At 65.3% G+C, this 12,369-nt stretch carries 9 protein-coding genes; 2 read left to right on the top strand and 7 right to left on the bottom strand.

Annotated features, from left to right (window positions below):
- Nucleotides 1-576 precede the first annotated feature (576 nt).
- The 6 genes from QX094_RS19730 to QX094_RS19705 all read right to left on the bottom strand — a co-directional run bounded on the left by QX094_RS19730 (nt 577) and on the right by QX094_RS19705 (nt 8,770).
- On the bottom strand, nt 577-1,266 hold the full coding sequence (locus tag QX094_RS19730) for a response regulator transcription factor (RefSeq protein ID WP_315750195.1): 690 nt from the start codon (nt 1,264-1,266) through the stop codon (nt 577-579).
- Complete coding sequence (locus QX094_RS19725) at nt 1,263-3,980, bottom strand: sensor histidine kinase KdpD (protein WP_315750194.1); 2,718 nt, start codon at nt 3,978-3,980, stop codon at nt 1,263-1,265. Before QX094_RS19725 ends, QX094_RS19730 begins: the two co-directional genes overlap by 4 nt.
- A gap of 67 nt (nt 3,981-4,047) precedes the next feature.
- Entirely contained in the window at nt 4,048-4,653 is a 606-nt protein-coding gene (locus tag QX094_RS19720; RefSeq protein ID WP_315750193.1) for a K(+)-transporting ATPase subunit C, read from the bottom strand.
- A gap of 155 nt (nt 4,654-4,808) precedes the next feature.
- The gene (gene kdpB / locus QX094_RS19715) at nt 4,809-6,926 is read right to left on the bottom strand and encodes a potassium-transporting ATPase subunit KdpB (protein WP_315750192.1); all 2,118 of its coding nucleotides are present in this window, start codon (nt 6,924-6,926) and stop codon (nt 4,809-4,811) included.
- A 16-nt stretch (nt 6,927-6,942) separates the two neighbouring features.
- Nucleotides 6,943-8,646, bottom strand: coding sequence for a potassium-transporting ATPase subunit KdpA (gene kdpA / locus QX094_RS19710; protein ID WP_315750191.1), 1,704 nt, complete (start codon nt 8,644-8,646; stop codon nt 6,943-6,945).
- Nucleotides 8,647-8,680: 34 nt separating this feature from the next.
- A complete protein-coding gene (locus QX094_RS19705; RefSeq protein WP_042340291.1) occupies nt 8,681-8,770 on the bottom strand; it encodes a K(+)-transporting ATPase subunit F in 90 nt (29 codons plus the stop codon).
- A 440-nt stretch (nt 8,771-9,210) separates the two neighbouring features.
- Here QX094_RS19705 and QX094_RS19700 point away from each other — a divergent pair, with 440 nt between their 5' ends.
- On the top strand, nt 9,211-9,663 hold the full coding sequence (locus tag QX094_RS19700) for a hypothetical protein (RefSeq protein WP_315717983.1): 453 nt from the start codon (nt 9,211-9,213) through the stop codon (nt 9,661-9,663).
- A gap of 159 nt (nt 9,664-9,822) precedes the next feature.
- Nucleotides 9,823-10,044 (top strand): hypothetical protein, encoded by a 222-nt coding sequence (locus QX094_RS19695; protein ID WP_315729378.1) that lies wholly within the window; start codon nt 9,823-9,825, stop codon nt 10,042-10,044.
- On the opposite strand, the gene QX094_RS19690 is transcribed toward QX094_RS19695, so the two are convergent.
- Nucleotides 10,031-11,686, bottom strand: coding sequence for an OFA family MFS transporter (locus QX094_RS19690; RefSeq protein WP_315717981.1), 1,656 nt, complete (start codon nt 11,684-11,686; stop codon nt 10,031-10,033). The genes QX094_RS19695 and QX094_RS19690 overlap by 14 nt on opposite strands.
- Between the last annotated feature and the right edge of the window lie 683 nt (nt 11,687-12,369).

Genomic DNA, 12,369 nt, shown 5'->3' with positions numbered 1-12,369 from the left:
GGCAAACGAAATCCAGGTGTGCAATATCTTTGATCTCATCGGGTCTTCCGAACCCGTCAAGGTCTGGATCTTGTGCTGCGATCTCGAACAGTCCCTGCAGGCTGAAAGATCGAACGCGCAGAACCCCTCACCGGGACATAGGCCGGCCTTCATGCCAAAGCGGCACCGCAACGCGTCGGGCTGACCTTGATTGAGATGAATTTCGGGCATGATGCTCTTCCCAGTATCGCCGATGACAATCTCTGCGCCGCAGTCGGCAGCCTCGCCCCCCCAAATTCAGATCGTGTTCTGACAAGCCGAGACATGGCACGTCCCGTGTTTACACCGTCGTGCATGCAAACGCACGATCAGCTGCGCCGATGAGGTGGCACGACCGCGGTCTCGATCATCCGTTGATCCAGAGAACGGGCGCCTGCGGACGTACTGTGCCGCAGCGCGAGATGACCGGCTGGTCAAAATTGCTCGAAAATATAACGAAACGAGCTGATGCCGCCCGCGGGACACGCAAGCTCGCCCATCGAATGGCGATGCCAACGCCCCTGACACACAGGACCAGTCGGCCGATACGGCCAAAGCTCAGTCCGGCGCGCGCAGCCGATAGCCGATGCCGGTCTCGGTCAATACGAATTGCGGGCGCTCGGGATCGGCCTCGATCTTCTGCCGCAGCTGACGCACATAGACGCGCAGATATTGCGCGTCGGTCAATTCGTCCCACAGCTCCTTGAGCAGGAAGCGGTGCGTCAGCACCTTGCCGGCGTGCTGCACCAGGACGCGGAGCAGATCGTACTCCTTGGGCGACAGCTTGATCTCGCGCTCGCCGACCTTGACGATGCGGCGCACCAGATCGACGGAGAGATCGCCGGTGCGGAACACCGGCCGCTCGCCCTGCACCTGCAACTGGTGCCGCAGCGCCGCGCGCAGCCGCGCCAGCAGCTCGTCCATGCCGAACGGCTTGGTGATGTAGTCGTCGGCCCCGAGATCGAGCGCCTGGACCTTGCCCGCCTCGTCGCCGCGGCTGGACAGCACCACGACCGGCACGGCCTCGTTGCGGCCACGGATGGTTCGCAGCAGCTCGAGCCCGTCGACGTCGGGCAGGCCAAGGTCGAGAATGATCAGCGCCGGCTCCTGGCCCAACAGCTCCAGCGCGATCCTGCCGTTCGAGGCTTCGAGAATCTCGTAGCCCTGCGTGGTCAGGCCCATCCGCAGCAGCTTGCGGATCGGCGGCTCGTCGTCGATCACGAGCACCTTGATCGGAGCGCCGGTCATGCGGCCGTATCCAGCGATCTGGCCTGCGCCGGCACGGGCAGGCGGATGGTGAGGACCGCGCCGGGCCGATCGGTGCGGTTGCCGGCGAAGATGCGGCCATGCATCGCCTCGATGAAGCCGCGCGAGATCGCGAGCCCCAGACCGGTGCCAGGCCGCACCTGGTCGCCCTTCTGCACGCGATAGAACTTGTCGAACACGTGCTCGACCTCCGCGGCGGGAATGCCGTCGCCTTCGTCACGGATCTCGAGCATGATCCAGTTGCTGTCGCGGGCCGCGCGGATCGCGATCGAGGTCTCGGGAGGCGCATATTTGGCGGCGTTGTCGAGCAGATTGAAGAGCACCTGCTCGAACAGCACCGCGTCGACCTCGACCATCGGCAGATCGGGCGCCAGTACCAGCGAGACATGATGACCGGCGAGGATCTTGCTCGCGCGCCGCAGCGCGCTGCCGACGATCTCGCCGACGTCGTGGAGCGCGGCGTTCGGCACGATCGCGCCCGATTCCAGCTTGGTCATGTCCAGGAGATTGGCGATGAAACGGTTGAGCCGTTCGGATTCGTCGATGACGGTGGCGAGCAGGTCGAGCTTCTCCTTGTCGGACAGCTGGGCCGCGAGATCGCGCATCGTCGAGGCCGCGCCGAGCACGGAGGCGAGTGGCGTCTTCAGATCGTGCGAGATCGAGGTGAGCAGTGCCGAGCGCAGCCGGTCCTGCTCCATGGTGCGCTTGACCTTGTCCATGTCTTCGACCAGCAGCACGCGCTCGATCGCGAGCGCGCCCTGGTCGACCAGGGCATCGAGCAGCCGGCGCTGGTCCGGCGTCAGCAGCGGCCCGGTGCGATCGTCATCAATGCCGATGACGCCGATCGAGCCGCGCCCCGTGCGCATCGGCAGGAACAGCCGCTTGGCGCCCGGCAGCGTGTCGGAGCCGCGCCCAGCGGCGCGGTCGTTGCTCCAGGCCCAGCTCGCGGCGGCGAGGTCGGCGTCGTCGAGCTGATCCTCCGGCGGGTAGCCGGTCATGACCGTGAGCTTGCCGTCCTGCGGCAGCAGCAGCACGACCCGTACCTTCAGCATCAACGCCGCCTGATAGGCCGTGGCCCACAGCACGTCATCGAGGGTCGCGGTGCCCGCAAGCTTGCGGCTGAAGGCATAGAGCTGCTCGGTGGTCCGGACGCGGTGGGTGGCGGCGTCAGCCTGAACGCGAACGCGCGCGGCGACGTTGGACACCAGGATCGCGATCAACATGAAGAAGAAGAACGCGCCGATGTTGGTCGGATCGGTGATCGTGAACGTATACAGCGGCGGCAGGAAGAAGAAGTTGTAGCAGAGCGAGGCGGCGAGGCTCGCCAGCAGTGACGGCCACAGGCCGTAGCGTGCGGCGACGCCGACCACGGCCGTGAGGAACACCAGATCGACGTTCTCGATGCCGAAGACGGGCTGGATCAGCTCGGCGAGGCCAAGGCCGACAGCCGTGATCAGCAGCGCCTTCAGATAGGGCTTCGGCTGCAGCGGCTCGCTGCGCGCTCGCGTCTGGACCGAGCTGCTCGTGGTGTCCGGCGCCTCCTCGCCGGCGATGACGTGGATGCTGATGTTGCCGGCGCCCCTGACGAGGTCGTGGACCACGGAGCCCCTGATGATCTCGAACAGGCGCGAGCGGCTCGACTTGCCGATGATGATCTGGGTGACGTTGTTGGCCTGCGCGAAGTTGATAAGGTCATCCGCGATACGCCGGCCGACGCCCGGAATCGTCAGCGCCTCGCCGCCGAGGGTCTCGGCTAGCCGCAGCGTATCGGCGAGCCGGTCGCGCTGCTTGTCCGTGAGTTGCAGGTTGCGCCGAGTCTCGATGGTAACGGCGGTCCACGGCGCGTGGACACGGTCGGCGAGCCGCTTGGTGTAGCGCACCAGCCCTGTCGCCCGCGGATCCTCCGACACGCAGACGAGGATGCGCTCGCCGGCTGCCCAGGGGCCGGCGATGGCATTGGCCTGCATGTGGGTGAGCAGTTGCTCGTCGACGCGCTCGGCCGTCCGGCGCAGCGCGAGCTCGCGCAGCGCGGTCAGGTTGCCGGGCGAGAAATAATGCTCCAGCGCCCGCTCTGCCTGCTTGGGCACATAAACCTTGCCCTCCTTCAGTCGCTGGATCAGATCGTCGGGCGTGAGGTCGATCAGTTCGATGGCGTCGGCGCGGTCGAGGACCGAGTCCGGGACGGTCTCGCGCACGCGCACATGGGTGATCTGGGCAACGACGTCGTTGAGGCTCTCGATGTGCTGGACGTTGACCGCGGTGTAGACGTCGATGCCGTGCGACAGCAGCTCCTCGACGTCGAGATAGCGCTTGGGGTGGCGGCTGCCCACCGCATTGGTATGCGCGAGCTCGTCGACGATCGCGAGCTTGGGGCGGCGCGCGATCACGGCATCCAGATCCATCTCCTCGACGATCTGGTCCTTGTAGGAAATACGTTTGCGCGGGACGATCTCCAGGCCGCGCACCAGCGCCTCGGTCTCGGCGCGGCCATGCGTCTCGACGAAGCCGATCACGACGTCGACGCCGGCCCTCAGCTTGGCATGCGCGCTCGACAGCATCTCATAGGTCTTGCCGACGCCGGGGGCGGCGCCGACGAAGATCTTGAGCTTGCCGGCAGGACTGTCCTCCCGCCGGGCCGCTTCGAGCAGGGCCTCCGGCGAGGGACGTTGGTCAGGATCGCGGCGTTGACTGGCCATGCGGCATTATAGACGGAGGGACCTCGGCGCCAAGACCAAGACCTTCAAGGCCAAGACCTTCAAGGCGTCATTGCGGTTTGGCAGCATCGAGTGCCAGGTTGAGCGCCAGCACGTTAACGCGGGGTTCGCCGAGCAGTCCGAGCAGACGGCCCTGGGTCTGCCGGGCGATCACGGCCTGGACGCTCGCCTCCGGCAAGCCGCGTGCCTTGGCCACCCGCGGCACCTGGAACAGCGCCGCCTCCGGCGAGATGTCCGGATCGAGCCCGCTCGCCGAGGTCGTCACCAGATCGACCGGCACGGCCTGCGCGGGATTCTCCGCCTTCAGCTTGTCGACGTCCTCCTTGACGCGGTCGGCCAGCGCCTTGCTGGTCGGGCCGAGATTGGAGCCGGACGAGTTGGCGGCGTTGTAGGGCGCAGAAACCGTCTTGGTGGAGTCGTTCGGATCGGCGGCCGAGGTCGCCGACGGACGGCCGTGGAAATATTTGTCGTCCTTGAACTCCTGACCGATCAGCGCCGATCCGATCACCTTGCCGTTGCGCGTGATCAGGCTGCCCTCGGCCTGCGCCGGAAAGATGGTGCCGGCGACGACGGTCATGGCGAGCGGGTAGAGCAGCCCGGTAATCAGGGTCAGCGCGACCAGGACCAAGATGGCGGGACGGATTTCTTTGAGCATGAGAATCTCCTGTGTCTCTCCCGTCATTGCGAGGAGCGAAGCGACGAAGCAATCCAGAGTCGCGTGGCCCGAGACAGTCCTGGATTGCTTCCGCCGTCGCCCTTCGGGCTATGGCGGACAAGTCGCTTCGCTCGCAATGAGCGGCGGTCATGGTGTCAAGCCAAATGCAAGGCGGTCACGATCAGGTCGATCGCCTTGATGCCGATGAAGGGGATGATGATGCCGCCCAGCCCGTAGATCATCAGGTTGCGGCCGAGCAGCGCGCCGGCGCCGATGGCGCGGTAGGCGACGCCCTTCAGCGCCAGCGGGATCAGCGCGATGATGACGAGCGCGTTGAAGATGATCGCTGACAGGATCGCGCTCTGCGGACTCGCCAGGTTCATGACGTTCAGCACGTTGAGCTGTGGGTAGAACGCCAGGAACATCGCCGGGATGATCGCGAAATATTTCGCGACGTCGTTGGCGATCGAGAACGTCGTCAGCGCGCCGCGCGTCATCAAGAGCTGCTTGCCGATCTCCACCACCTCGATCAGTTTGGTCGGGTTGGAGTCGAGATCGACCATGTTGCCAGCTTCGCGCGCGGCCTGCGTGCCGGTGTTCATGGCGACGCCGACATCGGCCTGCGCCAGCGCCGGCGCATCGTTGGTGCCGTCGCCGCACATCGCCACCAGCTTGCCCTTGGCCTGCTCGTCGCGGATCAGCTTGAGCTTGTCCTCAGGCGTCGCCTGCGCCAGGAAATCATCGACGCCGGCTTCGGCGGCGATCGCCGCCGCGGTCATCGGGTTGTCGCCGGTGATCATGATGGTGCGGATGCCCATCCGACGCAGCTCGGCGAAGCGTTCGCGGATGCCGCCCTTGACGATGTCCTTGAGCTGGACGACGCCGAGCAGGCGCCCGTCCCTGGCGACCGCGAGCGGCGTGCCGCCGGATTTGGCGATGTCGTCGGAGATTGCACGGATCTCGCGGACAAGCTCGCTCTCGACCGGCTGGACCGCGCGCACCGTGTTGCCGGAGACGGGCTGGGTCGGGCCGCCGCCGATGGAGTTGAGGATGGCGTCGACCGCACCCTTGCGCACCGAGGAGCCGCCGGCATCGACGCCGCTCATGCGGGTCTGCGCCGTGAACGGCACGAAGGTGGCGCCGAGCTCGGCCATGTCGCGGCCGCGGATGCCGTATTTGTCCTTCGCGAGCACCACGATCGAGCGGCCCTCCGGTGTCTCGTCGGCGAGCGATGCGAGCTGCGCCGCGTCGGCGAGCTCCTGCTCGCTCACGCCCTTGACGGGACGGAATGCAGTCGCCTGGCGATTGCCGAGCGTGATGGTGCCGGTCTTGTCGAGCAGGAGCGTATCGACGTCGCCAGCTGCCTCGACCGCGCGGCCCGACATCGCCAGCACGTTGAAGCGCACCAGGCGGTCCATGCCAGCGATGCCGATCGCCGACAGCAGCGCGCCGATCGTGGTCGGGATCAAGGTCACGAACAGTGCCACCAGCACCACCACCGAGATCGAGCCGCCGGCATAGGCCGCGTAGCTCGGGATCGTCACCGTCGCGAACACGAAGATGATGGTGAGGCCGGCGAGCAGGATGTTGAGCGCGATCTCGTTCGGCGTCTTCTGCCGCTCCGCGCCCTCGACCAGCTTGATCATGCGGTCGATGAAGGTCGAGCCTTGCGCGGCCGTGATCCTGACGCGGATCCAGTCCGACAGCACCTGCGTGCCGCCGGTCACCGCCGAGCGGTCGCCGCCGGATTCGCGGATGACGGGCGCGGATTCGCCGGTGATGGCAGCCTCGTTGACCGAGGCGACGCCCTCGATCACCTCGCCGTCGGAAGGGATGGTGTCGCCGGCCTCGACCAGCACGAGATCGCCGACCTTCAGGCTGGTGCCGGGCACGAGCTTGTAGGTGTGATCGGCCGGGTTCGTGCCCGTCAGCAGCTTGGCCTGGCTCTCGGTGCGCGTCTTGCGCAGCGAATCCGCCTGCGCCTTGCCGCGGCCTTCGGCGACGGCTTCGGCGAAATTGGCGAACAGCACGGTGAACCACAGCCAGAGAATGATCTGGAAGATGAAGCCGAGATCCGCTCCGCCGGTCACGACGTCGCGCAGGAAGATCACCGTGGTCAGCGCGGCGACGACCTCGACCACGAACATCACCGGATTTCTGATCATCAGCCGCGGGTCGAGCTTGACAACCGCGGCCCTGATGGCCGGCAGCACGATCTTCGGGTCGAGCATCGTCGACATCGACGAGCGCTTCTGCAGTTTCATGGTGTCCATGGAGGTTGCTCCGAGATCAAAACACGGTGCCGGCGGCCATCGCGAGATGCTCGACGATCGGACCGAGGGCGAGAGCCGGGAAGAAGGTGAGGCCGCCGATGATCAGGATGACGCCGACCACGAGGCCGACGAACAGGCCGCCCGTGGTCGGGAACGTGCCGGCCGAGGGCGGGATCGACTTCTTCCCGGCGAGCGAGCCCGCGATCGCCATCGCCGGAATGATCATGAAGAAGCGGCCGACGAACATCGAGGACGCGAGCGTGAGGTTGTAGAAGAAGGTGTTGCCGGTGAGGCCGCCGAAGGCCGAGCCGTTGTTGGCGGTCGCCGAGGTATAGGCATAGAGCACCTCGGTGAAGCCGTGCGGACCGGCATTGGCCATCGACGCGACGGCCGAGGGCAGCACCACCGCGAACGCGGTCCAGCCGAGATACATCAGCGGCAGCACCAGGATTGCCAGCATCGCCATCTTGACCTCGCGCGCCTCGATCTTCTTGCCGACATATTCCGGCGTGCGCCCGACCATCAGGCCGGCAACGAAGATCGCGAGCACCACGAACAGCAGCATGCCGTAGAGGCCGGCACCGACGCCGCCGACGATGATCTCGCCGAGCTGCATGTTGATCAGCGGGATCATGCCGCCGAGCGCAGTGAAACTGTCATGCATCGCATTGACGGCGCCGCAGGAGGCGGCCGTCGTGATCACGGCGAACAGCGACGATGCGACGATGCCGAAGCGGACCTCCTTGCCTTCCATGTTGCCGCCGGTCAGTCCGAGCGCGTTCAACGTGGTCGTACCGTTGGCCTCGGCCCAGTAGGTGATGGCGACGCCGGCGATGAACAGGACGCCCATCACGGCGAGGAGCGCCCAGCCCTGGCGCTGGTTGCCGACCATGCGGCCGAACACGTTGGTCAGCGCGGCACCGAGCGCGAAGATCGAGAGCATCTGGATGAAGTTCGACAGCGCGTTCGGGTTCTCGAACGGATGCGCGGCGTTGGCATTGAAGAAGCCGCCGCCATTGGTGCCGAGCATCTTGATCGCGACCTGCGAAGCCACCGGGCCGACCGCGATGGTCTGCTTCGCCCCTTCCAGCGTCGTGGCCTCGACATAGGGCCCGAGCGTCTGCGGGATGCCCTGCCAGACCAGGAACAGCGTGTAGACGATGCAGAGCGGCAGCAGCACATAGAGCGTGCATCTGACGACGTCGACCCAGAAATTGCCGACGGTCCGCGCCGAGGCGCGTGAGAAGCCGCGGATCAGCGCGATCGCGAGCACGATGCCGGTCGCGGCCGACAGGAAGTTCTGGTGCGTGAGCCCGAGCATCTGCACGAGATAGGAGAGCGTGCTCTCGCCGCCGTAGTTCTGCCAATTGGTGTTGGTCAGGAAGCTGATCGCGGTGTTGAAGGAGAGATCCTCGGCGACCGCAGACTGTCCCGCGGGATTGAACGGCAGCACGGCCTGCAAGCGCATCACGCCGTAGATGATCAGGAAGCCGCCGACATGGAACAGCAGCATCGCGACCGTGTAGGTCAGCCAATGCTGCTCGCGGCGCTCGTCGACGCCGCCGATCCAGTAGATTGCGGACTCGACCGGCCGCAGCACCGGCGACAGGAAGGTGCGCTCGCCATTGAAGACGCGCGTCATGTACCAGCCGAGCGGCTTGGCAAGCGCGACGATGACGGCGCAGTAGAGCAGGATCTGGATCCAGCCGATCACAGTCATGGGGATGTTGTCCTTGAAGGTGCGACGGTGGCGGTCAGAACCGCTCGGGCCGCAACAGCGCGTAGGTGAGGTAGATCAGAAGGCCGAGCGATACCGCGCCGGCGAGCGAATAGTCGAAGATCATGGCTCGTCTCCTAGAGCCGCTCGCAGGCGTAGGTGTAGCCGATCGCCAGGGCGAACAAGCCGGCGGCCAGCGCCAGCATCAGGATGTCCAGCATGGTGTGCTCCTCATGCGCGCGAAAGACGCGCAACGCTTGGAGCGGCCGGGAGCGCCGCTGCGGCCACGGTCCGTTCCATCGCGGACAGATGGCATCCGACCTCATAGGTTTTCGAGACAGCACTGCCGACAGAGTTATAGGAATCTCATAAAGACCGCGGCGTTCTCCCGCCCCCCGGCAGAACCGCGCGGCCGCAGCCGCATATGAACCGGCCATGCCGCCGAGGCGTCTTTATGCGCCGGCTATTTCTTCCCGCCTTCGCCCCTCTCGCATTCCTACGCCGCCGTCGACCACATTGCCGATCAAGGCCCATCGGGCCATCGCTCACTGACGACGGGAGGCCGGCATGGCTGCCTTGACGACACGACCGGATGTGCCCGAGCGGGTACAACTCGCGCAGACCACGACGGCGATGCTGACGGCCCTGCTTGGCGAAGACGAGGGCGTCTCACCGTTGTCGGCGCGAGGGCGACGCCGGCTGCGGATCGCACGATTGCTGGAGACCGACGCGCGGATCGATGCCGCGCTGGAGCTGGTCGCGCTGCAATTGCCACGATGGCAGCTCCGGCGCATCGCCTATGATGACGGCGAATGGCACTGCGCATTGTCGCAACAACGCGAATTGCCGGACTGGCTCGATCATTGTGTCGAAGCCCGCCACGCCGATCTCGCCCTCGCCATTCTCCACGCAGCCGCCGAGGCCCGCCGTCTCGAGCCCGGCGTCTCGCAGACTGACGCAAGGCGCGGCGTCCAGGCCGAACCGGGGCTTGCCGACCTGCTCTGCTGCGACAACTTCTGAGCCGGTGTTACCTGCTCGACGCTGATCTCCACCGACAAGCCCGCTGAGCGTCCGGCGGCCAGGGTCCTGCTGCGAGTTGTGCTGCGACTAGCAATCCTCATCCTGTTCGCCACGTTCGGCCGCATCGGCTTCGGTCGCAGCCTCGCCGCCCTGCTCTGGATGACCATGATCCTGTGTGCCATGCTTGCGGTGCTGCGCCGCAAGGGCGTGTTCGCCGCGGGCCTGAACCATTGGGACGAGATGATCGGCTACACCGCGCTCTTTTGCGCGACGATGGCGCTGATCCAGTCGTCCGGAAACCAAGCCTCTGCGCCGCAAAAAAAGGGGCGGCCGATCCGGCCGCCCCGCTTGTCTCATCGCCGATCGGTCAGAAGATCTTGACCGCGCTTTCCAACGTCTTCCAGACACCCCATGCCAGCGGCACGCCGACAAAGGCCCAGAACAGGGCGGCCTTGACGTCGAGACCGCCCTTGCCGATGCCGAACGACCCGTGCTGGATCGCCGACTCGTTCTTGGCGAGCTCCGCCTGGTACTTCGCGACTTCGTCCGCGCTCATGTTCCACTTGTCATCGACGGGCTTGATCAAGAAGTTGCAGATCAGGCCGGCGAGCAGCATGGCGCAGAGAATATACATCGTCGTGTTGTACAGCTGGTCGCGCGGCACGCCGGCGGCAAGCTGGAACTCGCGGATGTAGTTGACGACCACCGGACCGATGATGCCGGCCGTCGCCCAGGCCGTCAGCAGACGGCCGTGGATGGCGCCCACGAACTGGGTGCCGAACAGGTCGGCCAGATAGGCAGGCACCGTCGCGAAGCCGCCGCCATACATCGAGAGGATGATGGCGAAGGCCGCCACGAACAACAGCTTCGAACCCATCGCTGCGAAGGTCGGCGCCAGCGCATAGAGCACGATGCCGATCAGGAAGAAGCAGTAATAGGTGTTCTTGCGGCCGATGTGGTCCGACAGCGACGCCCAGAAGAAGCGGCCGCCGATGTTGAACAACGACAACAGGCCGGCAAAGCCTGCCGCGATGCCCGCGATCGCGGCCTTCTGGCCGGCGTCGAGCTGGTTGAAGCTGACGTCGGGCAAACCGATCAGCTTGCCGGCGAAGATCTCCTGCAGCATCGGCGAGGCCATGCCGATCACGCCGATACCGGCCGACACGTTCAAGCAGAGCACCCACCAGACCAGCCAGAACTGCGGAGTCTTGTGCGCGTTGTCGAGGTGCACATGGTGCTCCGAGATCATTGCCTTCTTGACCGCAGGCGGCGTCCAGCCTTCGGGCTGCCAGCCCACCGGAGCGACGCGATAGGCAAAGGCACCGATCATCATGAAGACGAAGTAGATCACGCCCATCGTGACGAAAGTCTCCCAGACACCCACCGAGGTCGGGGTCTTGAAGTAGTTCATCAGCAGGTTGGCGAGCGGAGCACCGATCATCGCGCCGCCGCCGAAGCCCATGATGGCCATGCCGGTCGCCATGCCGCGCCGGTCCGGGAACCATTTCACCAGGGTCGACACCGGCGAGATGTAGCCGAGGCCGAGGCCGATGCCGCCGATGACGCCGGCACCGAGCCACATCATCCAGAGCTGGTGAACATAGATGCCGAGCGCCGCGATCAGGAGGCCACCGCCCCAGCAGCAGGCCGCGACGGCACCCGCCTTGCGCGGTCCGGCCCGCTCGAGCCAGCCGCCCCAGACGGCAGCGGAGCCGCCCAGCAGCACGAAGAACAGGGTGTACATCCAGCCGAGGCTCGCGACCTTCCAGTCGCAGGTCGTCGTGAACAGCTCCTGCACCAGGGTCATGTCCGGGCAGGCCTGGGTCTTGGTCACGCCGATCGCGCGCGACAACGGCAGCCAGAACACCGAGAAGCCATAGGCCATGCCGATGCAGAGATGGATGCACAGCGCAGCCGGAGGAACCAGCCAGCGGTTGAACCCCGCCTTGGCGACCGTGTGCTCACGATCGAAGATCCCCGCCTGCGCGCCCGGGAGCGTGCCCGCGCTTTCAATGGTAGCCATGCATCCCTCCCCTACGGACTCTCGTCCAACGCAACAACGTCATGTTCTGTCCCCTTGATCAGAATCAATACGCCCACTCACCCCGCCCGCTATCGCGTACCAGAGCAGTCTCGCAACGCACAAACGCTCATCACTGCCTCGATGCGCATAACACCCCACCCGAGACGTTATGCCCTCACCATTCTTGTGCCGCTTCTTGTGCCGCTGTTCTGCCTGGCCCGCTCCCCAGCGGGCATGACTCGCCCCCCGCAACCTCCGCGGAAGCGCCCCAATTGGTGCAGAACCGAGGCAAATTGTCGATAGTAAAATGGTAATAATCGGTCAATCTTGGTGGATTGATCGCACTGCAGCGCGAATGTGTTGCTAGCACACACACAAATTCACGTGCAACCAACGCGACCGCCACTCCCGGCTGTAGTCATGTTGCTCTCGATTACTTTCTCGACGCGTCACGACCATACCTGATGAAATCAACTAATAAGATGGGCCGACCATCAGCATGCACGCGCTCGCGGAAACGTGAAGAAGAACAACTTGTCCTTGCCTTGCAACAGCGTCGCAAGCCTGGACTGAGAACGCGGCATTGTTGTGAGCTCGGGTTGGCGCCGCTGCGACGATAGGAAGCAGCGCGATCTCTTGACAGTCCGACCAAGACCGCGCGCGAACTACGTAGTTCGAGCAAC

This window comes from Bradyrhizobium sp. SZCCHNS1050, from assembly GCF_032484785.1.
Lineage (GTDB): Bacteria > Pseudomonadota > Alphaproteobacteria > Rhizobiales > Xanthobacteraceae > Bradyrhizobium.
Note: the sequence above shows the minus strand (reverse complement) of the source record. Positions and strands in the feature narration are given on the sequence as shown.

What these genes read in the sequence shown, in the direction of transcription:
- QX094_RS19730 (WP_315750195.1), bottom strand. Translation starts at nt 1,266, where the DNA reads ATGACCGGCGCTCCGATCAAGGTGCTCGTGATCGACGACGAGCCGCCG.
- QX094_RS19725 (WP_315750194.1), bottom strand. Translation starts at nt 3,980, where the DNA reads ATGGCCAGTCAACGCCGCGATCCTGACCAACGTCCCTCGCCGGAGGCC.
- QX094_RS19720 (WP_315750193.1), bottom strand. Translation starts at nt 4,653, where the DNA reads ATGCTCAAAGAAATCCGTCCCGCCATCTTGGTCCTGGTCGCGCTGACC.
- kdpB (WP_315750192.1), bottom strand. Translation starts at nt 6,926, where the DNA reads ATGGACACCATGAAACTGCAGAAGCGCTCGTCGATGTCGACGATGCTC.
- kdpA (WP_315750191.1), bottom strand. Translation starts at nt 8,646, where the DNA reads ATGACTGTGATCGGCTGGATCCAGATCCTGCTCTACTGCGCCGTCATC.
- QX094_RS19705 (WP_042340291.1), bottom strand. Translation starts at nt 8,770, where the DNA reads ATGATCTTCGACTATTCGCTCGCCGGCGCGGTATCGCTCGGCCTTCTG.
- QX094_RS19700 (WP_315717983.1), top strand. Translation starts at nt 9,211, where the DNA reads ATGGCTGCCTTGACGACACGACCGGATGTGCCCGAGCGGGTACAACTC.
- QX094_RS19695 (WP_315729378.1), top strand. Translation starts at nt 9,823, where the DNA reads ATGACCATGATCCTGTGTGCCATGCTTGCGGTGCTGCGCCGCAAGGGC.
- QX094_RS19690 (WP_315717981.1), bottom strand. Translation starts at nt 11,686, where the DNA reads ATGGCTACCATTGAAAGCGCGGGCACGCTCCCGGGCGCGCAGGCGGGG.